17 protein-coding genes and 1 tRNA gene are annotated in these 23,821 nt (G+C 41.5%); 9 read left to right on the forward strand and 9 right to left on the reverse strand.

The genetic code is table 11. The features are described from left to right. Nucleotides 1-225 precede the first annotated feature (225 nt). Both R2Q80_RS00800 and R2Q80_RS00805 read right to left on the reverse strand, forming a co-directional pair. A complete protein-coding gene (locus R2Q80_RS00800) occupies nucleotides 226-2,229 on the reverse strand; it encodes a RagB/SusD family nutrient uptake outer membrane protein (RefSeq protein WP_316797764.1) in 2,004 nt (667 codons plus the stop codon). Nucleotides 2,230-2,239: 10 nt separating this feature from the next. Next, nucleotides 2,240-5,452, reverse strand: coding sequence for a SusC/RagA family TonB-linked outer membrane protein (locus R2Q80_RS00805; protein ID WP_316797765.1), 3,213 nt, complete (start codon nucleotides 5,450-5,452; stop codon nucleotides 2,240-2,242). A 471-nt stretch (nucleotides 5,453-5,923) separates the two neighbouring features. Between R2Q80_RS00805 and R2Q80_RS00810 the strand changes: the two genes are divergently transcribed. Further along, the gene (locus R2Q80_RS00810; RefSeq protein WP_316797766.1) at nucleotides 5,924-6,481 is read left to right on the forward strand and encodes a hypothetical protein; all 558 of its coding nucleotides are present in this window, start codon (nucleotides 5,924-5,926) and stop codon (nucleotides 6,479-6,481) included. Nucleotides 6,482-6,501: 20 nt separating this feature from the next. Here R2Q80_RS00810 and R2Q80_RS00815 read toward each other — a convergent pair whose 3' ends face one another. The 3 genes from R2Q80_RS00815 to R2Q80_RS00825 form a co-directional block, all read right to left on the reverse strand. Beyond that, nucleotides 6,502-6,699, reverse strand: a complete 198-nt coding sequence (locus R2Q80_RS00815) for a hypothetical protein (protein WP_316797767.1) — start codon at nucleotides 6,697-6,699, stop codon at nucleotides 6,502-6,504. 124 nt (nucleotides 6,700-6,823) lie between these two features. Continuing rightward, on the reverse strand, nucleotides 6,824-7,030 hold the full coding sequence (locus R2Q80_RS00820) for a hypothetical protein (RefSeq protein ID WP_316797768.1): 207 nt from the start codon (nucleotides 7,028-7,030) through the stop codon (nucleotides 6,824-6,826). A 161-nt stretch (nucleotides 7,031-7,191) separates the two neighbouring features. Then, nucleotides 7,192-7,770 (reverse strand): ferritin-like domain-containing protein, encoded by a 579-nt coding sequence (locus tag R2Q80_RS00825; protein ID WP_316797769.1) that lies wholly within the window; start codon nucleotides 7,768-7,770, stop codon nucleotides 7,192-7,194. Between the two features lie 189 nt (nucleotides 7,771-7,959). Between R2Q80_RS00825 and R2Q80_RS00830 the strand changes: the two genes are divergently transcribed. From R2Q80_RS00830 to R2Q80_RS00845, 4 genes are all read left to right on the forward strand, one after another. Next, nucleotides 7,960-8,565 (forward strand): hypothetical protein, encoded by a 606-nt coding sequence (locus tag R2Q80_RS00830; RefSeq protein ID WP_316797770.1) that lies wholly within the window; start codon nucleotides 7,960-7,962, stop codon nucleotides 8,563-8,565. A 156-nt stretch (nucleotides 8,566-8,721) separates the two neighbouring features. Then, on the forward strand, nucleotides 8,722-9,663 hold the full coding sequence (locus R2Q80_RS00835) for a manganese catalase family protein (RefSeq protein WP_316797771.1): 942 nt from the start codon (nucleotides 8,722-8,724) through the stop codon (nucleotides 9,661-9,663). Nucleotides 9,664-9,844: 181 nt separating this feature from the next. Beyond that, on the forward strand, nucleotides 9,845-10,492 hold the full coding sequence (locus R2Q80_RS00840; protein ID WP_316797772.1) for a response regulator transcription factor: 648 nt from the start codon (nucleotides 9,845-9,847) through the stop codon (nucleotides 10,490-10,492). A gap of 27 nt (nucleotides 10,493-10,519) precedes the next feature. Then, nucleotides 10,520-11,593, forward strand: coding sequence for a PAS domain-containing sensor histidine kinase (locus R2Q80_RS00845; RefSeq protein ID WP_316797773.1), 1,074 nt, complete (start codon nucleotides 10,520-10,522; stop codon nucleotides 11,591-11,593). Nucleotides 11,594-11,722: 129 nt separating this feature from the next. Here R2Q80_RS00845 and R2Q80_RS00850 read toward each other — a convergent pair whose 3' ends face one another. Further along, entirely contained in the window at nucleotides 11,723-12,226 is a 504-nt protein-coding gene (locus tag R2Q80_RS00850; RefSeq protein WP_316797774.1) for an RNA polymerase sigma factor, read from the reverse strand. Nucleotides 12,227-12,488: 262 nt separating this feature from the next. Between R2Q80_RS00850 and R2Q80_RS00855 the strand changes: the two genes are divergently transcribed. Next, nucleotides 12,489-14,972: a mechanosensitive ion channel family protein gene (locus R2Q80_RS00855; RefSeq protein ID WP_316797775.1), complete on the forward strand. Its 2,484-nt coding sequence runs from the start codon at nucleotides 12,489-12,491 to the stop codon at nucleotides 14,970-14,972. Between the two features lie 156 nt (nucleotides 14,973-15,128). Here R2Q80_RS00855 and R2Q80_RS00860 read toward each other — a convergent pair. Continuing rightward, nucleotides 15,129-15,213: transfer RNA gene (locus R2Q80_RS00860), tRNA-Ser, on the reverse strand. A gap of 133 nt (nucleotides 15,214-15,346) precedes the next feature. Further along, nucleotides 15,347-15,781 (reverse strand): DoxX family protein, encoded by a 435-nt coding sequence (locus tag R2Q80_RS00865; RefSeq protein WP_316797776.1) that lies wholly within the window; start codon nucleotides 15,779-15,781, stop codon nucleotides 15,347-15,349. A 252-nt stretch (nucleotides 15,782-16,033) separates the two neighbouring features. On the opposite strand from R2Q80_RS00865, the gene R2Q80_RS00870 reads away from it, so the two are divergent. Then, the gene (locus R2Q80_RS00870) at nucleotides 16,034-17,581 is read left to right on the forward strand and encodes a glycoside hydrolase (RefSeq protein WP_316797777.1); all 1,548 of its coding nucleotides are present in this window, start codon (nucleotides 16,034-16,036) and stop codon (nucleotides 17,579-17,581) included. A gap of 73 nt (nucleotides 17,582-17,654) precedes the next feature. On the opposite strand, the gene R2Q80_RS00875 is transcribed toward R2Q80_RS00870, so the two are convergent. Continuing rightward, nucleotides 17,655-18,539 (reverse strand): AraC family transcriptional regulator, encoded by an 885-nt coding sequence (locus R2Q80_RS00875; RefSeq protein WP_316797778.1) that lies wholly within the window; start codon nucleotides 18,537-18,539, stop codon nucleotides 17,655-17,657. 491 nt (nucleotides 18,540-19,030) lie between these two features. Here R2Q80_RS00875 and R2Q80_RS00880 point away from each other — a divergent pair, with 491 nt between their 5' ends. Both R2Q80_RS00880 and R2Q80_RS00885 read left to right on the forward strand, forming a co-directional pair. Continuing rightward, entirely contained in the window at nucleotides 19,031-22,156 is a 3,126-nt protein-coding gene (locus tag R2Q80_RS00880) for a SusC/RagA family TonB-linked outer membrane protein (protein ID WP_316797779.1), read from the forward strand. 12 nt (nucleotides 22,157-22,168) lie between these two features. Continuing rightward, on the forward strand, nucleotides 22,169-23,743 hold the full coding sequence (locus tag R2Q80_RS00885) for a SusD/RagB family nutrient-binding outer membrane lipoprotein (RefSeq protein ID WP_316797780.1): 1,575 nt from the start codon (nucleotides 22,169-22,171) through the stop codon (nucleotides 23,741-23,743). Nucleotides 23,744-23,821 lie beyond the last annotated feature (78 nt).

Raw genomic sequence — 23,821 nt, forward strand, 5'->3', positions numbered from 1 at the left:
ATAGGGTGAATAATAAGCAAATCAAAAGCGTTGGGACGACGTATGTAAATATAGACTTTATATTGTTAATATGATGAACTAAACCTAGTGACTTATCGAAAAGTTTTTCTTAAGTATTAAGCATAAAAAACAGGCTGTTCAAAAAGATTATTTACCATTAGATATTGCATCGTTTGGAAACATCTCTGAACAGCCTGTGAATGACTATTGAGTTATACCGGAAAATTAATCGATCTTATCTTCGTCCGCAACAGCTTCTTGCCAGGTTTGCCATTTTGCCGTTGATCCATTATAGCCTGTGTATCCAAAGTTCTGACTTAGAATTCCACGGTTATTTGCTGTAATGGCTGCATTCGGGATTGGCCAGTAAAGATTACATTTATCCATTTTGTAATTGAACGTTTTATTATTGGAGTTAATACCTCCCTGGTTATACATTTTGCCTTTCAGCACAACCCGTTTGTACCAATAACTGCCACCTGATAAATCGGTTCCGGCATTCTTATCATAGGTTTCGGTGCTGTACGTGTTTCCCCATTCATCAGGTTTTCCACTCAAGGCTAAACAATAAGAAACCCTGCTCAATTCCATGTGTCTCCATTCTTCCAGATACAATTCGCGCGCCCGTTCATCCATAATATCACCAATGGTTACGGTGGTGTATAAGCGGGTACATTTGGCCCTGGTCCTGATTATATTAACATCCGAAGCTGCGCCGGTTGCATCCCCCAAATAGAATTTCGCTTCAGCCCTTAATAGGTAGGCTTCAGCCAGCCGATAGAGATACCAGTCGCCAACACTACCGGTACTGGCACCGGTATAAGCATTACTGGTCAGGTTAGCTTCATTTACTACGTCCGTTATAAAAAGCTTGTAATGTGGCCACTGGAAGTAACTACGAATAGTATCAGTACAAAGGAAAGCTCCGGTTGTTGGATGCTTAAGCGTTATTTTTTGCCCGCGATATGTACTATTAGACGTAACGTATTTTAGGTTTTCCATTTTAACCCAGTTGCCTGAAGCGGTACTGTGCCTAAGGTCATTTGTATCTTCTGCACCATTCACGTACCACAATCCATTTTGCGCAAAGCCAGTTGGTCGAATAGTTCCGATTCCGCGCCCAAGTGCTCGGCCATAGTCCAGATCCGAACGGTAGCTGGCGCTATTACGGGCATAAAGATCCATTGCATTTCTTCCATCCGGGTCTTTTAACGTAGAGGCATTATACAATGGGCTAAAAATACGCATTGTTGCGAAAGCGATATTAGATTGAGCACCACGATTTGGCATCCCCATGATGACTTCTGTATTGCCGGAAATTAATTTGTTTTCGCAACGGTGAAGATCCCAGATCACGTTGCGTGTAATCGGCCAGGTTAACGGTTCGCCACCAGGATAAAAAGTTCCCAAAGAGTTGTTTACAAGCGAATACCCCGATTGATTAATCAAAATATCAGCCTGATCCTTAGCTTTCTGAAACTGCCCGGTAGCAAGATAACATTTAATTAAAAGCATGCGACATGCACCTTTGTTTACCATTCCTGTGTAGATCATGTCTTTCTGCTCCGGAACCCACTGTACAGCAAATTCCATATCCTGAGTAATCATTTCAAGAATGGCCGCTTTTTTTGTGCTGCGGTAATTTTGTTTAGGTACTTCAATTATTTTGGTAACCAATGGAACATCACCGTACTGAAATACCAGCGCAAGGTACCTGAAAGCGCGATGAAAGTAAGCTCTTCCTTTGTAGGCATTTTTTAATGACTCATCCAGTCCGGCAACCTTATCCACATAGGTGATCACCGTATTTGCATATTTGATACCACTATAGGTCTCATCCCAGTAGTGGTTAATGTAATTCCCATCATTACCGCCAGGTCCGGCTGCCCCACTGGTAGGTTTTAATCCATCAGCAAAATTGAAGTTTACATTGTTCACATCCAGATCCGTTTTACCATATACAGCGAGGTCAGAAAACATGTATTCTGTGCCGATTACTACGGAGTTAGTATTTGAAGATGTATTTGTCCAGTAAGAACGGATATGTCGATCGCTAATAGCAAGCGCAGCTTTTAGACCCGACTCGGTGCTAAAGGTTGCTGTTGGTTCATATATAGACAAGGGATCAGGATCAAGGAAGCTTCTTTTGCACCCGACTGCGAATCCAAGGGTTATCATTAGCGAAGCCGCTAATAGAGTTTGTTTGTTAATATGTTTAAATAATTTCATGACAGATTTTTTATAGTGTTACATTTAATCCAAGAGAAAAAACACGGGTTGCCAGGCCACCTGTTTCCGGATCGCCATATTCCCAGTCTTTTTGCCACACGGCAACATTTCTCAGCGTGCTGAACACCTTGATTTTCTGAATATTTAATTTGTTGGTCCATCGGCTAGGGAAGGTGTAACCTAGTGAAACATTTTCCAAACGGATAAATGAACGATCGTAAAGCATGTTCGCACTCGCACCTGTGGGAGCTTGTGCATCCAATCTGGCATAACGGTTGGTTGGATTATCAAGAGTCCAGTATTCCTTTGCAAATGTGTTGAAGTTATAGGTCACTAACGATCCTGCATTATCATTATTCAGATAATTTCCTGATAAACTTTTATGGCCCATGTAAGAATAAATATTCACTCCAACGGTGAAATTCTTGAAAAAGGTAAAGTCGTTTCGTAACTGCCAGTTGATTGGAGGAGCTGTCTGACCTAAAAACTCTTTATCATTATCGTCATAAACTGGTGTCCTGCTACCATCAGCATTCACTTTGTCATTAGCTGTATAAAGATTCGCTACTTTAGGATCTCCGGGACGCTGGCCGTACCGGGCAGCTTCAGTAGCTTCGTTGCTTTGCCAGATACCCTCTACACGATAGTTCCAGATGGTACTGATTGGTTGCCCGATAAACCAGCCGTTTGAGGTGTCGTTCATCTCTCTTTTACCCATTACATTTCCTGCCGCATCCAAAACGTCTTCGTATTGATAATAGAGATGAACAATCTTGTTTTTATTGTAAGAAAAGCTCAGGCTGCTTCTCCATTCAAAATTATCGTTACTGATGTTCAATGAGTTGATAGATAAGTCAAAGCCGCGGTTCTGTACTTCGCCCAGATTAGTCGTAATGCTCGTGAAACCTGTAAAACCTGGCAGACGTTGCGACATAATCATATCGTGCGTTTTCATGGAATAGTATTCAAATGTACCGGTAATGCGATCATTCATAAATCCTAAATCCAAACCGAAATTTATTGATTGGGTTTTCTCCCATTGTAGAAAAGGATTGGCCATCCGATCGATCAGCAGATATTTCACTTCTTCCATTCCACTTCCTACAAGATATCCCATTGTGGCACCAAGGCCAGATCCTAAGTTAGCAAGTGAAATGTATGGATCTGATAGCGAACGGTTACCATTTTCACCAAATGAGGCCCGTAACTTACCGGTACTCAATATATTTTTCCATTTAAAGAATTTTTCGTTGGTGAAGGTCCAGGCAACTGCAGTTGCCGGAAAGGTGGCATAAGGGTTACTGGCGCCGAACGCGGAATAACCATCCCTACGCACGGATGCAGTGATCATGTAACGATCATCAAACGAATAAAATGCCCTTGCAAGTAAGCCATTGCCAGTTTGATGCGAATCATAACTCGAAATAGCACTGTTTGCTAAAGTCGCATTCGACACATTATGAAATCCCAAGGCATCCGATGGTAAAATGTTGCGTGCGGAAATAGATTCTGACCAGAATCTGCGTTCTTCTGCTTCCTGTACAAGTGTAATGTTTAAACGGTGTTTTTGGTTAAAGGTGTGTTCCCAGTTTAAGGTATTGTTTAATGACCAGTCGAAATTCTTCGATGTACCGCGGTCAACTCCGCGACTGGTAGGCGAAGATCCGGGAAGATCTGCCGACATGAAATAACGGTTGTAAAACCATTGGAGGCGTGGCGATGCATTAAAGGAATAATTGATGCCAAACGGTAATTTAACTTTTGCATTAAATATCGTATTCAATACCGTGTAGCCTTTTTCCAGTTCCAAATATTGTCTGTCGAAATCGTAATTGGTTCCTCTTAAGATAGAGCCATCGCCCATTGGATATTGTGCCAGGCTGCCATCCGCATTGGTGTAGTGACTATAAGGAGCATTCCTGATTTGGTTGGAAAGCCAGTAATCTGTCCCTAATTCAGGCGTCAGATCACCGTCACTACGATCCTGGAAATTTACGTTTGCACCAATTTCAAGCCAACTATTCACTTTACCCTCAAGTTTCAGGTTTGAGCGGATGGCCCGGTAGTTATTGTAATTCACCGCCCCCTCATTTTTAAGATAACCCATTGACATGTAATAGTTCATTTTTTCACCAGCTCCTGATATACTGGTATTATAATCCTGGTTAAAACCTGTCCGGAATGTATGGTCATACCAGTCAAAGGTATTTCCAGCAAGATAGTCTTTTAGAACACCTCCTTCCAGCCCCAATCTTTTAGCGTAAATACTGGCATCTGATTCCCCTGTTGCATTCGTTGAATATGCTCGCCATTGCGCTAAGTTTACCCCGTATCTGCTCAGGTTTGAAGGATTTTCGTAGAAGCCTGGTTTGCTCAAAGTAGCGGTAGTTCTATAAGCTTCGTAATTATTGGTTGTGGTATTCAATCCATAGGTGGTAGTGCGGTACCAATCTTCGCGATAGGTCATATAATCTTCGGGACTAAATACTTCCCTATACTCACTTTTGGTAGTGGTACCAAAGTTCGAATTAAAATTAATTGTTGGTTTTCCCTGTTTACCTTTCTTGGTACTGATGATAATTACGCCGCTTGCTGCTCGCGAACCATATACTGCCGCTGCCGAGGCATCTTTCAACACATCAATCTGACCAATATCATCAGGATTGATTTCGGACAGCTCACCATAAAATACCATTCCATCCAGTACAATAAGAGGTTCGTTATGGCTTCCAGCTGTATATACCGAGCGTTGTCCTCTTAGCTGCATGGAACCGCCCCCTTTAGCAGAAGCATCATAGCCTACACTAAGTCCTGGAGTACCGCGTAAAATATCCTGTACGGTTTTGGGGTTATCATTCGCAATTTTGTCGGGTACAATCTGAAAAACAGAACCTGTTAAATCTTTTTTCTTCATCGTACCGTAGCCTACAACAACTACACCTTCTAAATCCTGGGTGCTTTCTTCTAGTCTAATATTATATTGGGTTTCTTTCCCTACACTAATATTCTGAGAACGATAACCTACGTAACTGATAACCAAGATGTCACCTTCCTTAGCCTGTATTTGGTATTTTCCCTGTTCATTGGTGCTCGTAGCAACATTTGAGTTTTGAACTTTAACAGCTACTCCAATGAGTGTAACACCTGTTTTCGTATCATATACCGTTCCGTTGATGCTTTTTGTTTGCGCAAAAGCGATTCCCTGGGTTAAAAGTAAGGTCACAAAAAAAAGAGTCAGGCAATTATATAGCGCCTTTCTCTTATGTTCATGAAAAATTGAGTAAAATTTTATCATAGTAATTCAATTGATTTATTCGTATTGGTTGTTTGTTGTAATGCAGATTTTTACCTGCTTTAATATGAGTTTGTCAACGAAGACGATACAATCTCACGTGTCGTCAGTATAAATAAGATTTGTCATCTGGTTAGTGTTGTTTGGCAAAGGATAAAGTAAGGTGATTTCTCTGGCTCCAATGAGGGGCATTTTGATATAATATAGGGGGTAAAATCAGTTTGGTGCGGAATCACCATATTTCAATACCAATACACGCTTTTATACATGATCAATAATTTTTACTGATATTTAAGCAAGTAAAACGCTAACTGAAACTTTTTAAACACGAAAATATATCTAACCTTTCTTCTGGCATTCACAACGCTATTATCCTGCAAGCAAAAAACCGGGCAAAAAACAATGATCACAGATTCAGTTACCAGATTAGAATCAAAAAACATAGTCAGTAATCCACGCGCTATACTAATCGCCGAACTTGGCAGATTCAGCAGCGCCATTGCTAAAAAAGATAAACAGGAGATTTTAAGTTATTTTACTTTTCCACTGACAGATACATCAGTAAATTTCTTTGAGGTAGATTCACTTTTTGATAAACAAAGGCAAGAACATCATGGTGCAATTACGCACAGCATGTTCCTGAATTCCTTTGATTCCATTTACACGCTCACAGAAATGAATGAATTCAACAATTTATTTAAAACGGTTGATGTAAACGGTTTAAAAACGAAAGATGAAATCAGCAAAGAGGTGCATTCCAAAAATGAAGGCTGCTACTTTATTTACAGCATTACAGTCCGAGGCAATGAGGTCATCTTGAAGTATGGAACAAATACCGATGCGGAATACATGAAGGCCCATCCCGATGAAGGTGAAGTTTGCGGAGAATATGCCGCCATTTGGATTTTCAAATTCGACCGTCAAAAAATAAGCTTCCTGAAGCACCAGATTGCCGGTTAATTAATAATTGGCGCCAATACCTATACCCCTGATAAAAAAGGCTCAATCATTAGCATCGACTTGATAATCTCCTCATCATAAGGCGGGCAGATAATCCTGGCATGAGGGCTCCCTTCGTCAGCATCCCACAAACCGGAGTGGTGCCGGTAATGTAAATGGTCCCAATCCGGCCAGTCTATAATAGGGTAGAGGCAAATGCCTTTTAATGGTATACCCAACTTCAGGCTTTTTATACACTCTTTAGCAATAAGCTACAGCCAGTTTGCCCGGTTCTCTCCCGGGTGACTGGTTTCAGATAATACAACGGGCTTATCGTAACGGCAATACGCTTCCAGAAAGAGTTCAGATAAACCTTTCCATCTCGGATCGGGATGAAGGTTTGCCCAGTTCCTCACATATCTTTCCTGTGAGCATGGCCGTAGCCTGGTATTGCTCATCGTGCTGTTGTGCAGCCTGAAGAACCATTTCCATAATGGCATCAAGTGAGGGTACTATGTTTACAATGGGCTCGGTAGTCATAATCTTCAAGCCGGGAGCAATTACTTTCATCGCCTTAATACCTTGAATATAGGCATCTACTAAAGCAATCAGTAGGCACTATAGCTTGATCAGGCCTGAGTGCTAAAGAATATCTTAACCGCTTAGGAACTTCAAGTCCCGTATTAATACCAGATATGGATGAGACTCCATATCTGGTATTTCGATTTCTTTTATTCAGATGCCGCCTCAGCATTGATTGCATTTACAGCAATTTCAGTAAGGGCCACGTCAGTTGCTTTTTCATTTTCAAGGGTTTGTCCCAGTAGTTCTGCAACGTCAGTACGATCCAGGTTTTCTGCGAATACCTTAAGGGTTCCATAAGTTGCAATTTCATAATGTTCCACTTTTTGAGCTGCAAGGATAAGACCTGCATCACGAATCATTGTACCTGAATCAGTATCTTCTATAATGCCGGTCGCTTCTTCCAGTAACCCTGCCATCGCATCGCATTTTTTTGCTGCAGCTTTTTCATCAAGCAAAGCAAATATCTGCTCTAGGGTATCAATATGTGTTTGAGTTTCCTGTGTATGTTTTTCAAACGCAGCTGCTAGCTCCGGACTGGTTGCTGCTTTCTTCATTTTTGGAAGCGCCTTAACCAAATGCTTCTCTGCCCAGTAAATGTCCTTCAATTCATCAATAAAAAATTCATGGAATTCTGAAGGTGTAATGTTGCCAGCACTTTTTGTCGCTTTTTTAACAGTGGTTTTTGCTGCGGCCTTTGCAGGGGCTGCTTTTGATGTCGTTGCCATATGCTTTATATTTTTGTTTCCACTAAAAACCCTTCCCGTATGGAATGGTTTAAACAAACGGTTAAACAGGTATTTGGCGCCGAAACGTGTAAGTATTTATACGCCGAATGTCGGTTACCTGTTTTTACCTTATTCCTAAAAAGAGAAAACAATTGTTACAGTATCAGGATTTTTCTCTAAAATACCATCATGGAAAAAGAAGACCTTATCCCTAGTCAGCAAGTCGGTCAGCAGACTGATGCAGAAGAGGAAAAGATATTTGATTCGCCAGCTGCGGCTTCACTGGCCTACAAACAAGCAGTATTGCGACTAAAGAATGTTAACCAGTGGCATACCATATCCAGGATTGAAGCGAGTTGTTTTGTGCTCTTCGATAAAAATGGAATCCAGGTTGCCAGAAATGCGAAAGAGAGCGATTATATCCGCATCGACATCCCCGGACCGGGCACGAGTGCGGGTAAAGGATACGATTGGGTATGTATCGAACACATGGAAGAGTTCTCCGGCCCGGAATCAGATGTGGAGTTTACACTTATTGTTGCCCGGCCAAGCAAAACCCCTGGTGTGGTGAGTGCTAAAATTGCTCATTTCTTTACCAATCAGGCCACTTCTACGTTTATGGTTTTTCGGCGCGGTAATGTGCTGAGTGCCGAAGTTCACGGACGTAATGAAGTGCCAAATACCGAAAATCAGGCATTTCTTGATAAAACAAGGAATCTGGTAGTGAATGGCGGAAGCGCAATTGGCATGTCATATATACAATGGCACCTGTTGGCGTCAGGTATTTTAAAATAGTAGTACGTCAACAGCTTGCCGCGTTTCGATATAGGAAAATACTTGCCCCGTGTGCAAATACCCGTTTTAATTATTATGCAAACCGGCAGGGCTTTTTGAGTGTGTTAATAACTGAAATCTCAATACAGAAAGATTCAACTAACAAAACAAGAGCTTATGTTTCATCATTCAAAAGACCTGCAGTTTAATGCCAGGGTTTCCAGGCCGGACCCAGTTTTTGCAAACATTTTATTAGAACAATTTGGTGGAGAAAATGGTGAGCTGGCGGCCGCCATGCAATACTTCACCCAGGCTTTCGGCGCCAAGCAGCCGCATCCCGATAAGTATGATATGCTGATGGATATCGCAACTGAAGAGTTTTCTCATTTGGAAATTGTCGGCGCAACCATCCAGATGTTGTTAAAAGGGGTAAATGGCGAACTAAAAGACGCAGCAGATTCTTCTGAAATCATGCAGGTACTCGATGGAAAAGCAGCTAAGGAAAATATCATTCATGCAGCGTTAAGCGCTAATCCGCATTTTGTGATGCTGAGCAGTGGTGGGCCAAGGCTGTCAAACAGCCAGGGTATTCCTTGGTGTGCATCATATATCCATTCAAATGGTGATTTAACTGTTGATTTAAGGTCTAACCTCGCATCTGAATCTCGTGCCAAGCTTGTATATGAACACCTGATGAAATTCACCGACGACCCTTATGTTAAAGAAACCCTTTCATTTTTGATGACCCGTGAAGTTGCCCATTATAAAATGTTCGAAGCCGCTTTGGATACCATTCAGCCAAACTTCCCTCCCGGTGTGTTACAGGCCGATCCAAGGTATACCCAACAGTATTTCAACCTCTCACCCGAAAATTCATTCTCCGGGCCATGGAATACAGGCGAGATGCCGGGAATGGGTAAAGAATGGGAATTTATCGACGACCCGGCAACGTTCGTTAGCGAAACTGAAGGGCTGACAGATCTTCCAGATCGGAAAGCCGAAGAGCTTGAAGAAACTGAAGCCCTGAATATAAAGATGAGTGAAGAAAAAAGTGCTGAGGTAAAATCTGCAGAACCCGATGGAATAGCGCAGTGGAGCGACTACGACGAACAACTTTAATTGTATTTACAGCTTAACCCCGGGGGATTAATACCCGGGGTTCTATCATATCGTCAAAATACAACCAGATTTTGGTTGTATAGTATGGTTTGTTAAAACTTTCTGGAATAGTGAGTGTTGTTAAGGTGCCTGACTACTTTGACAATCCAAGACAGCCTTGTCCTGATCACGCCCAAACATAATGAAAAATATCATTTTAGCAGAAGATCATAAGGTCATGAGAAAAGGACTGAAGATGCTTCTTGAGTCCACTAGTCAATACAAAGTTGTATTTGATGCGGGTAACGGTTTGGAAGTGGTAGAAGCACTTGATCGCGGACTCACAGCCGATCTGATTGTCTCGGATATCGGAATGCCGGTATTGGATGGAATTTCAATGGTGAGGATGATCAAAGAAAAAAATTATCAAATTCCGGTATTGATTATGTCCATGCTTGAAGACGACTCCCATATTTTTTCAGCCATCAGAATAGGAGCACAGGGTTTTTTGACTAAATCCGTGGATCCCGACGAATTATTCTTTGCTCTTTCTAAAATCATCTCTGGTGAGCGTTACATTTGTGCTGCTTTATCCATCAAAATCATCGACCGGATGGTAGACACTACCTTCATCGCGCAAAGTGGTATCAGTACATCTGAATTTTCTTCAAGGGAAATCGAAATCCTCAGGCTTATTGGCGAAGGACTTACCAATGCAGAAATGGCCGATAAGTTGTTTATCTCACGCCGTACGGTTGAAGGACATCGCCAAAGCCTGATTGATAAAACTGGCGCTAAAAATACAGCAGTACTCATGCGCTTCGCGTTCACCAAAGGGATCCTCAATTAGTTTAATTATTCACAAAGTTCCATTAATATGATGCCGAAAGAGAACGAACAGATTTTCTGCCAGATGGGAAATGTTTCTTCAGATGGTTATTTTATATACGATCTCAAACACCAGATATTTAGTTATTTCAATACTGCCCTATCCAGGATTTTTGGACTTACAGAAGAGGGGGCGCTTACCGTCGATCAGCTCAAAGAGAAAATACACGTTGAAGATTTAGTACACGTGTCGAACTGCTATCAGGAGCTGCTTGAAGACGGAGGCGCCAAAAAATACGTTTTCAGAATTAGTTTGGTTGATGTGGAAAAACACCTCAAGAGCAACCTAACATACGCCGAAGATAGCGGGCATATTTATGGCGTTATTGAAGACATTACGGTCGACCGCCAGAATCAAATTCATATCGAGCAAATTAATGCCCGTAAAAATATCACCCTCGAGGTGTTATCGCATGATTTGAAGGAACCGCTTGCCATGATCCGTATGACAGCCTCCTCAATGCAAAGCAACATCAGGCAAATGGAAGAAAAAGACCTGAGAAGCTCTCTTCAGTTCATTAGCGAAATGTGCGAACGTAACCTGAAACTGATACGAAGCATGGTTAATCATGAATTTATCAAATCGGCTGTTGTCGCCATCAAAAAGGAGCGGGCAGACCTCGTCTGGGAACTTAAAGACGTGGTACGGTTCTACAGTCGCTCACACCTCAGCAAGGTTAGAAATTTCAGTTTCTCCAGTCCACAGGATAAAATCTTTATTTTCTTAGATAGCATGAAATTCATGCAGGTAATTAATAACCTGGTGTCAAATGCCATCAAATTTACCAGAGTAGGTGGAAACATCATGGTGCAAGCAGAGCAACGCGGAGACAAAGTTATTGTTTCGGTAAGCGATGATGGGATTGGTATACCAAAAGAGATGCGCAACAACTTGTTTAATCACAGCAAGGAAGTTTTAAGGAAAGGTTTAAAAGGTGAGGAATCAGGGGGTTTGGGCATGAATATCATCAAGGATATCGTCGACCTCCACGGGGGTAGGATATGGGTGTTAAGTGAGGAGGGATTGGGGACAAGCTTTTTTATCGAACTTCCGGAGCAATAGCATTTTAAGTAGTTTACCTATTAAAAGAGGTATTTTTCGCATAAGCCAAATTTGGCATTGTAGCATTAATCTATCGTTTTGTCTGTAAAACTGGAAAGCATTTAAAACATTGCTTTCCAGTTCATTTTCTTATTGACATGGTTTAAGATTCTTTTTCAACAAGATCCGGGCTTCATGAATATAGGTTTTTACTGTACCTAATGGAATCTTCATTTCATCGGCAATTTCATGATACTTATATCCTTCAAAATAACGGATAAATGGAACAGCATATTTCTGTGGCAGCTGCGCCAGCGCAACATTAATATCCTGCATGGCAAAACTCCCGACTGAATCATTACTGGTAGCGCTGTAATGCAGGTTTGCTGAAGTGATCTCGTCTTCCTGCACTGTAGTGTCCCTGGTTTTTTGGTTTTTCTTGTAATTGTTAATAAAGGTGTTCTTCATAATCACAAACAGCCATCCCTTCATATTCGTTCCGCCCTCAAACTTGGATGCAAACCTTGTGGCCTTTAGCAGGGTTTCCTGCATCAGATCATTTGCATCTTCAGAATTTTTTGTGAAATTAAGGGCATGCGACCTAAGAGATGGCGCATGCAGACTAATGGTCTCGCTGAATTCTTGCTGTGTCATATGTTTTGCTTTAGGTTGTGAGTCAGGTAAAACAAAACTTATACCAGCTCATCAACTCCGTAAAAGCACAATTTTCCAAAACAGGTAGATGGCAAGCCTACCCCGTATTTCTACTTACACGATGATAATGCTGCACCACGGTCTTTTGAAAGCCCTTGCTGCTCTGTATCACACCCAAACCGTTGAATCATGGCATCGCTTTTTGCGCTAATTATAGTTTCCGAATTCCTTTTTTCGTATTATTGAACTAAGTCCTGATATTATGAACCTGTTTAATAATTCCAAAGTTATTTTACTGCTGTGTTTATGTCTTTGTTCACTCAGTTCACTGGCACAGCATGCAGATACCACGAAAACCTCAAAGATTAATGGTAATGGAGCAAAAGGCTTTGTCGACAGAATGCAGGATTTCGCCAGGAAATCAGCATTAGATAGCCGGCAGGAATTTGAGGCAGATAAGGCACTTGCCGTGCAGGTGAGAATCTTTGAAGAAACCAGGTTGACCATGCAGAATGCTAAAAGTTATATTAAGTCCGGTCTGGATACGCTGGAATTTAAAATGACATTGAGTGATATCAAAGCTGACTATGAAATTGCCGCGGATGGCGTTTTTAAACATAAAGGAACTGCCCAAACGTTTAGAAATCTAACTGCCACGAAAAAAGTGATCAATGAACTAATTAAAGAGGCCGGAGAGCGGAAGTCGAGACTAGACTCCCGGCAGGCCGTGCTCAATGGCTATCGTTTCAGGCTCGACTCATTACTTACTACATCAGAACTTTTTAATTTTCCCAAAGACTCTGCAGAATTAGTAAAATATCTTGGCAGCCTCGTTACCATTGCAAAGGAAATTCATCCCATTGATTCAACCCTTAAGCTTGCCGGGCGTAACGTTCAGCTCCTGCTTAATGCTTACAATATGGAAATTAACGGCTTAAAAATAAGTGTTGATGAAATCGAGCAGATTGAACGCGGAATGGCAATGTCACCTTTCAAGCGCGATTTTTCAAACCTGGGTGATAGCCCTATATACTCAAGGCCCTTTTCGGAAGTGTTAACCTTTTCAAAAGTGAAGGGCATGCTAACCTTAAAGTTTTATGCGATGAATAACAGTATAAAGTTATTCATATTGCTTGGTCTTACCGCATTGTCGTTTATTTATTTGCGGTCACTTAAACAGATCTATACAGCAAAAAGGTTATTGAATAAGGATTACGAAGGCCAACTGGTAATTAGGTATCCCTTACTGTCGGCACTGCTACTGGTCATCAGTATTTTTCAGTTTATTTTCATCTCTCCCCCTTTCATTTTAAATGTTATTTTCTGGGTCATCTCCTGTACCTGCCTTAGCTTGATTTTTCGAGGATATATTACCACATACTGGATGAGGGTTTGGCTGTTAATGGTATTTTTATTTCTTATGGCTGCAGTTGATAATATGGTACTGCAGGCCTCAAGGGTAGAGCGTTGGTTTATAGTTGCTGTTGCTATGGCAGGGGTTATCGCTGGTTCAATCATTCTTTTTCAAAAACGTCAGCACGAATTGAAGGAAAAATGGATTGCCTACTCAATTGGTTTCATGGTAATCCTTGAGTTTTCTTCAATAGTTTTGAATGTTATTGGTAGATACAATGTGGCCAAAACCCTGTTCATTGGTGGCTTTTTGAATGTTGTTATTGCGATATTATTTCTTTGGGTAGTTCGGTTCATTAACGAGGGATTGGTTCTGGCTTTCGATGTTTATACCGTGCAGGATAAAAAACTGTTCTACCTCAATTTTGGGCGGGTGGGATCCAGGGCCCCTTTTTTGCTCTACGTTTTGCTGGTATTGGGTTGGATAATTCTATTGGGACATAATTTTCCCCTTTTCGAATACCTGTCTCAACCCCTTGTTACGTTCTTAGGTAAAGACCGAACTATTGGAGATTATACATTCAGTATCAATTCCCTTTTTCTTTTCTTCGCTATTATGTCCCTATCGGTCATTGTCTCTAAAATTGTATCTTTTTTTACATCTGATGAGCATCTGGTATCCAGCCGCAATAAGGACGCAAAAAAACAAGGTTTGGGGAGTTGGGTATTGCTGGTAAGAATATTTATTCTCTCCACAGGGCTTTTCCTGGCCATTGCCGCCGCTGGTATTCCTATGGATCGGATTACCATTATTATTGGGGCACTCGGAGTTGGTATTGGTTTCGGTTTGCAAACTCTGGTAAACAACCTGGTTAGCGGCTTAATTATCGCGTTTGAAAAACCCGTTAACGTTGGTGATATCGTAGATGTTGACGGACAAGGTGGAACGATGAAATCCATCGGGTTCCGTAGCAGCGTTATCACTACCTGGGACGGTGGAGACCTGGTCATGCCAAATGGCGACCTGCTCAATTCTCATCTGATGAACTGGACACTTGCCGGAAACCGGAAACGTGTAGCAGTTGTCATTGGCGTGGCTTATCACACCGATCTGCAAAAATGTAGGCAAATTCTGATGGAAACGCTCGAGGCGGAAACACGCGTACTTAAATCTCCACCACCGGTAGTTCAATTCGAACAGTTTGGTTCCAGCACAATCGATCTCAAAATTTATTTCTGGACTAAACACATGTCGGAAAACAATGCTACCAGAAGTGATTTGGTGATAGCCATTACGAATGCTTTTAAAATCAATGAAATTCAGATTCCATTTCCGCAGCAGGATGTTTACCTGCACCAGCCCAAAGAGAAAAACGAAGGAGATTTTATCTGATGCCGGTATCACAAAAGCCAGCTTTTTTAAAAAAGACGGCGTACTTGTTTGGAGGAAAAACGACTGCCTGATTATATTCAGACAAGCTAAAACATCAATAGCGGAAGTAAACAAAAAAGCCTGAAATATTCTATTTCAGGCTTTTCTTTTTTCCAGCGGAGAGCGAGGGATTCGAACCCCCGGACCTGTTACAGTCAACAGTTTTCAAGACTGCCGCATTCGACCACTCTGCCAGCTCTCCGAGGGCAAAAGTAGTAATTTGGCGGCATTCTGCAAATCATTTTTTACTTATTATTTAATGCCAGAGATTACCTGCTGCTAACCATTTAGTTAGCCTTCAAAAAAAATAATTAATACACCATAACTGGCCTCTTTTACGATACTATGGCCTCCCGGTCAACAGCAATTACACCATTTCCTTCAACAACAAAGCATAAAAGTGCTGCAAGTACCAGGGATGATAACCAGAACTCTGAGTATGGATTGAAAATTCCGGCCGACATATTGATGAAAAATACCGCACCAATCAGAATCGGTAAGTTCAAAATACAAAAGAATCTGGTGTGTGTACCAATCGCAATAGCCAGCCCCCCGATCAGGTGTGCCAGTATAATCATATGTGCCAGGGCACTAATGCTTACTGCAGTGCCCAGCATGCTCCCATGCATCAGCTGACTGAAAACATCCATGTGCCGGTAGAAGTCGATTCCCTTCCAGATTAACACAACTCCAAGTAACATCCTAAAATAATCTAACCATTGTGGATGATGGCGATCGCCCCAGTCCTGAATTTTCCTAAGCAGTTTCATAACTTTATATTTTGGTTAATTCAATTTACGAAAACAAAATTGTAAATAACTAAAGTTCAGTCATTTTTAACATTTGTTACATCACACACGCTCATGTTTCAACGCTCGAGTGTTATCACTCTAATATCTACTCTCCCGTCTCCAGTATCAATTTCAAATCTGTTATCTCCGCTTAACTTTCGGTTAAAATCCTAACAAAGTCAGTGAAAACACTAAACAAAAAAATCAGTTTAATTCTGTTACTTGCAGCACATGAAAAAGATCCTGTTCGTTTTGCTTTTATCCGGCGTTTCAAGCTTTGCTTTCGCTCAATCCCCGATCCCAGTTCAAATCGATTTTACCAAAACTGCACAAACCATCGAAAATATTGGTGCCTCGGGATGCTGGTTTTCTGAAGGAATAGGCAAATACTGGCCAGAAGAAAAGAAACAGCAAATAGCCGAATTATTATTCAGTAAGGAGGTAGATCGAACTGGAAAGTTAAAGGGCATAGGATTATCTTCATGGCGCTTTAATATTGGCGCAGGCTCTCTTGAGCAAGCCGATAGCAGTGGCATAAAAGATTTCAGAAAAAGAACCGATGGCTTTCTCAATAACGATGGAACTTATAACTGGGACAAGCAGGCTGGTTACCGGTTTTTCCTTCAAAAAGCTAAAGATTATGGCGTAGAAACGCTCATTGCTTTTTCCAACTCACCTCCGGTCCAATTCACCAAAAACCGCCTTAGTTTCAAAACAGAAAAAGATTACCAATCCAACCTTCGCGATGATGCTTATGGCGATTATGCCCGTTTTCTAACCGAAGTGATCAGGCATTTTGAAAAAGAAAAAATCCATTTCGACTATATCAGTCCGGTAAATGAACCCCAGTGGGATTGGTCGCATAAGTTCAAAGAAGCAGATCAGGAGGGGAGTCCGTGGACGAACGAGCAGATCTTTAATATCACTAAACAGCTAAACAGCGAATTAGTCGAAGCAAAGTTAAATACACGGATTCTCGTTACCGAAGCAGGCATGCTAAATTACCTGTATGGCTCAAAAGGAAAAGCGGCGCAGCAAATCCAGTCTTTCTTTAATCCCACGAGCGCAGTTTACATGGGTAATTTATCTCAAGTGCCGAAACTGATCGGTGGCCATAGCTATTTTACCGAGGATGGCGACAGCACCTTGTATGCTACCCGAAAACATCTGGCTGATACCGCTTCAGCTTACAAACTTAAATATTGGCAAACAGAATATTCTATGCTGGGCGATGGTTTTCGTGAAGGAATAAAAGCCGATCGCTCAGCGATAGATTGTGCCCTTTTTCTTGCCAAAGTCATTCATGCCGACTTCACCACAGGTAATGCCACCGCATGGCAATTCTGGAATGCCTATGAGCCGGGCAGCGCCGAAAAAAACACCCGTTATTACCTCATTGCCTTAAAAGGTGACCCCGATTTTAAAGATGGCAGTTTTACCCAAACCAAAAACCTTTGGGCACTGGGGCATTTTAGTCGTTTCATTCGCCCTGGGATGGTGCGACTGGACTTTAACGCCGGCCAAACGGAAAATAAAAAATTACTGGTTTCAGCCTATACAGATCAAAAAGGTAAAGTGGTTATTGTGGCGATTAATCAGCATGAACAGGGCGCGGAAATCAACCTTAAATTGCTCAATAACAAACGTAAATACAAAACGATAAAAAGTTACCGCACTACAGGTGCCGAGGGCGATGACATGAAATTGCAGGCTTTTAAAGGGATAGATCACGGGATCGCATTACCAGCAAGGTCTATCACCACCATCCTCATGGAGTAAGCTGTATCTCACAATCGGGCATCCATTATCAACCCGCTTTAGCGAATCTCCATTCTGCAATCTTGTACAAAAATCAGCGGATCGCCTCCCGGTAAACCTGTTTCTTATAAGCCCCCGGCGATAAACCGGTGATTTTTTTAAAGCTTTTCGAAAAATAAGATAAGTTATCAAAACCCAGCGAACAGGCTATCTGCGTATAGTTCATGGAGCTGGTAGCCATCAGGTACTGCGCCCGTTCAATTCGTTTGTGGTTAATATAGTGTAAAGGGCGTGTACCAACCTGAAGCTTAAATTGCCTTGAAAAATAATCGGTATTTTGATTGGCGCGGCCGGCCAGATCAGCAACCGATAACTCGCTGTCGAGATTTTTCAATATATAAGATTTAGCCTCAAAAATCATTTTCGAGTGCTGATTGTATTCGTGAGCAAAGGCTTCCTTACTTGCCAAAAATCTTGAGCTTAATTGCTTCAATATCCCCTGCGTTTCATAAAATTCCGCCAGGCCCTGATTTAAATTTAACTTCTGGCAATACTGGTAAAACGCCTCATTTTCGTAAGTTTTCGGGTCGTAGGAGTTATTAATCCCACGGTTCGGATTAATCTCAATCAAACGACGGAACAACTGCACATCCAGTTCCGATGCCGGAACTTTGACAATCGCTTTAATCTCTTCAAACATGGAAAATCCGATTTCCGAATCTTCAAAAAACTGAACAAAATACTGCGACATGGTATCCGTACATAGCATATCACACATGGTATAACTTGGTATAAGATATAAATAACCTTTTTCCAGTTTCACCGTTCCCTGCGCATCATGCAGTTGTCCCTCGCCCGATTCTATATAATAAAAACGGGCGTATGGGCTGATAATGCCCTTGTATCGCCAGGTTAAGGTGAGTTGAACCTGATCAGCGTTAAGCAAAGAATAAGTATGTCTGATTAAACGGTTTTGCATTCGCGATAAATAGGGATATTGAAGACGTTAAATTACTAAAAAAATAACAAGTCGGATTTTTACAACAAAAAATCTTTTTCTTACAAACATTGTTGCGTATTTTCATATATGTTTGACTAAACAGTTATAAATTTCGTCTCTCTTAAGTTTTTCAAAATTTAAAGGAAGTTAGATTCGCAATAATAGCAAATTGTGTGTTGATCGGTGAGTGTCTAGCCCTATTTTATAAACAGTAAAATAAGTTGTTATACTTGTATTTAAGTGCAATTAATGGAGTGTATCCGCCAAACAATCATAAATCGTTTAACTACAAATCGCTATCCATCAGCAATATGTGAATATCATCAGCGCTAAAGGCGTACAATAAATGAATGACCAGTTTGTATGGCACTTGTTTAGTCCAGGTTCCTGAACAAACTAACAAATATCTTAACTACAACTAAACTAATACAGGTATGAAAATGAGGAAACTCTATTCCACAAGGTGTGCCATGAAAAAAGCATTTTCCAGCACCACCAAAAGCGTAATCAAGCTCGCACTTCTCAGTGCCGCTGCGCTAAGTTTACAAAATAATGCCCGGGCAGGGGGTATTGGCAGAAATACAGGCATTATTCCAAACCCATCCGGGTTAGTGAACACCCCGGGTACAAGGCTTCGGTCAGTCTTCAAACCCATCACTGGTCTGGTTACCGATGAGGTTGGAAATCCGCTTCCAGGTGCAACCGTGGTAGCAAAGGGTACCAGTGCAAAAACCTTAACCAATTCTGAGGGTAAGTTTTCGCTGAATGTGCCCGATAATGCTACCATTTTAGTTATCTCCTATATCGGCATGACGCCTCAGGAAATCAATATCAGTACGCAAACGAATATAACTGTCAAACTATTGCCTTCTGGTGAGGCTAACCTCAACGAGGTTGTAGTAACCGCTTTAGGTGTAAAACGCGAAAAGCGTGCGCTTACCTATGCGGCACAACAATTAGCTGGTACCGAATTAACCAAAGCAGGGGCGCCTAACTTCATGGAAGCGCTCAGTGGTAAAGCTGCCGGTGTCGATATCGGCATCAGTAACTCCGGGGTAGGTGGTTCAACCAAAACCGTTCTTAGGGGATCTAAATCAATTGCCGGAAGCAGTGAAGCTTTATTCGTAATTGATGGTGTTCCTGTAGTAAATAATAAAGGCGGGCAACCAGGCTCATACGGTGGCACCGATGGTGGTGATGGTCTTTCTGCTTTAAATCAGGATGATTTCGAATCCGTAACGGTTTTAAGAGGCGCCAATGGTGCTATTTTATACGGTAGTCAGGGTGCTAACGGTGTAATCCTCATCAACACCAAAAAAGGTCAGGCCGGTAAAATAGCCATCGCTTTAAACTCTACGCTCAACTTTAGTAATGTTGCTACCTTGCCCGAGTTTCAGTATAGCTATGGTGCCGAGGGCGGTGCCGACAAGAGCTGGTCACCGGTAAAAGGTAACTATCAGAGCAACTATATTGACGACTTCTTTCAAACTGGCGTAAATGCCATTAATACCTTATCGGTATCCGGTGGGAACGAAAGAACAACGACATACTTTTCATATGGAAATAACTATGCATCAGGTGTTGTCCCAACCAGTAACTATAACAAACATAATGTAACCTTAAGCCAGGAAACCAAATTATTTGATGATAAACTTACGCTAAGCGGAAACGTTCGTTTTTCTTACGAAAAATCTAAAAACCGTCCGGGAGCAGGCTATTACAATAATCCGTTAACAGGCTTGTATCTGTTCGCCCGCGAAAGAGATTTTGACTATTATAAAAACAACTATCAGATTTTCGATGCAACCCGCAATCTGAATAAACAAAATTGGTACTCTACTGAAGAAAAACAAAACAATCCTTACTGGGAATTAAATGAAGATCCGAAACTCACAACCAGTAGCCGCGTTATCGCAACTGCAAAAGCTTCTTATGCCTTTGCCCCGCATTTTAAATTCGATGTGCGTGGAAATATCGACTATAATGATAAGTTGTTAGATTACCGTTACGCTGCGGGCGGTAACCCGGTTAGTGTTAGCTCTAATGGTACCTGGAATTACACCAAATACAACGATAAAGCACTCTACGGTGATGCTATTGTTACCTATGATAACAACTTCGGTAAATTTAGCTTAAGCAGTGTACTGGGGGCGAGTATACAGGATTATACCTTCAATGATGGGATGACTTTCAACAATGGTACAAACGCATTACAGTACCCTAACTTTTTCAGTTTTGCCAACCTGCCTTACAATGTCATTGTGAACCAAACCTACAGCAGGGTTCAAAAGCAAGGTCTGTTTGCCAATGCATCATTGGGCTATAAAGATATGATCTATTTAGATCTTTCCGGACGTAATGATTACGCCTCTACACTGGCTACAACGGGTAACGATTCTTATTTTTACTATTCAGCAGGTCTCTCTGCAATCATCAGCCAGATGATCACCATGCCCGATGCCATCCGCTTCTTAAAGTTAAGGGCGTCAACCTCTCAGGTAGGTAATGAAGTACCTTATAATATCATTAATCCTGGAAATACCATAGGTGGCGCTGGAACACCTGATGGAATCGGCGGTATCACCAGAAATACGCAAACACCTTTTGCCAATCTGGTACCCGAAAAAATCATCAGTAACGAGATTGGTTTAGAAAGTCGTTTCCTCAACGATCGCTTAAGCCTTGATTTTACTTATTATAAAAACTCAAGTACCAATCAGTTCTTATCACTAACAGCACCATCTGGTTCAGGCTATACCTTCTATTATGTAAATGCAGGTAAAGTAACCAATCAGGGCTTCGAACTAACATTAGGCGGCGATCCGGTAAAAACAGAAAACTTCAAATGGAATACTACCGTTAACTTATCGCAAAACAAAAATAAAATTGTAGAACTGATTGCCGATAATCCGGGTTATCAGGTGGGAAGCGACAGTGAAGGTTTCAACTCCATTATCAAATCCGGTGGTTCTTTTAATGATTTATACATTTACAGATTTGCACGTAATGCAGCCGGCCAGCTGATCCTCGATGGAGATGGCAGACCAACAAAAACGGCAACACAAGAATATGTAGGTAACTTAAATCCAGATTTTATTACGGGTTGGAACAACACCTTCAGCTACAAAGACTTCACTTTAAGTGCTTTAGTATCGGCCAAATTTGGCGGCGTAGCTTTCTCAAAAACCGAAGCATTTCTTGATTCCTATGGGGTAAGTAAAAGAACTGCAGACGCGCGCGATGCAGGTGGAATTCCGGTAAGTGCCATTCAGGGTACTACGGTGGTCACATCAATCAATCCTAAAACGTACTATGAGGCAGTGGGCGATAGAAACGGTATCATGGAGCCATACGTATTCTCCCGTACTAACGTTCGTTTAGCACAGGTATCCTTAGCTTACAATATTCCATTAAAAGGCTCAGCCATCAAGTCTGCATCAGTATCGCTGATTGGCCGTAACCTATTCTTCTTCTACAAAAAAGCACCGTTCGATCCTGAACAGGCAATGAGTACCAACAACAGCATGCAGGCAAATGATGTGTTTGCTGTACCAGCAACACGTTCTTACGGCGTAAATCTTAAGTTGAACTTTTAATACTGTACAATAATGAAAAAATTATGTTTAATGGTGCTCGTTTTGATTGTTTTCAACTCCTGCACCAAGAATTTCGAAGATATCAATACCAATCCCAATCAAATAACAGATAAGTTGTTAGAGCAGGATTTCAACCTTGTCGGATCTCCTTTCTCCGTAATGCTCTACAACCTGATGGGCGGACAGATTGAGGAAGATTTATGTTACGATAACTGGATGGGTTACATGGGTACCCCAACACCTTTTACCTCAAATGTCAATAACACCACTTATTATCTTCAGTGGAATGCCTATTGGGATCGTGTATACAGCAGTGTAATGTCTCCGTCAAAGCAGGTAATAGAGCTTGCTCAACAGAAAAACTTACCATTGTTTGGCGACTGGGCTAAATTCGTACGTATCCTGGCTATCTCTAAATTAACTGCTATCCATGGCCCGGTAATTTTTTCTAATTACGGTACCGGCGGTCTCGGCACCATCAAATACGATAAAGAATCAGATTTATATACTAACTTGTTCACACAGCTCGATCAGATCGAAACTAATTTTAAAGCTAATTTAACATATACAAGCTTCACCAAGTTCGATCAAAGCTACAAAGGATCGATACCTTCATGGTTAAAACTCATCAACTCTATCCGTCTGCGTTTGGCTATGCGTATTGTTAAAATAAGTCCCACTGTAGCGAAAACACAGGGTGAAAAAGCCCTGGCTGATCCGGCAGGATTAATCACTACTAATGCCGATAACTTCATGATTGCCTTAAATGGAAACGTAATGCCGGTATCCATGATCTCTTTCGACTGGCAGGATACGCGTATGGGCGGGCCAATTGAATCTTTCATGGTAGGCTTAAAGGACGCACGTATATCTAAATATTTTGCCGAAGTAAGTGATGCTTCATTAGTTACCGATCATCCTACCTATAAGTTCAAAGGTATTCGTAACGGGGGCTACGTAAATGCGAAAGACGACAGGTTATCCTTCTCAACAGTGAGCGCCGACTTTAAAACGGTTCAAAAAAGAAGGGGATTCACCGCATCCGAAATATCTTTCTTAAAAGCTGAAGCCGCATTAAGAGGTTGGGCTGGTGCCGGTGATGCCAAAACTAATTACGAAGATGGTGTCCGCTTATCATTTGCCGACTGGGGCGCATCAGGAGTAGATGCTTATCTGGCCGATGCGACCAGCAAACCCATCAGTTATATTGATCCGAAAGACAGTAAAAATAACTTTACACCACTTTCTACCATTACCGTAGCATGGAACGCAGGCGATTCTAATGAATTGAAACTGGAAAAAATCATTACCCAGAAATACCTGGCAACTTTTACCAATACTTTAGAAGCATGGGTAGATTTCCGCAGAACCGGTTACCCTAAAATTCCTCATGTGGCCAAAAACGACAGCGGACCAACCTGGGGTGTAATCCCAGCCGATCAATGGATTAAACGTCTGGTTTTTGTTAATGCCGAAAGAACCGGAAATGCTCCGGCAGTTGCAGAAGCCGCTACTTTCTTAACTTCAGGCAAAGATGATATTGCATCCCGCCTGTGGTGGGATACTTCAACAGTAAGTAACTTTTAATTTATCCGCATACATTCAATATAATGGCCACCTTTGAGGTGGCCATTTTTGTTTATTTAATGGGATGATATAAATGAA

The organism is Pedobacter frigidisoli, assembly GCF_032678525.1.
GTDB lineage: Bacteria > Bacteroidota > Bacteroidia > Sphingobacteriales > Sphingobacteriaceae > Pedobacter > Pedobacter frigidisoli_A.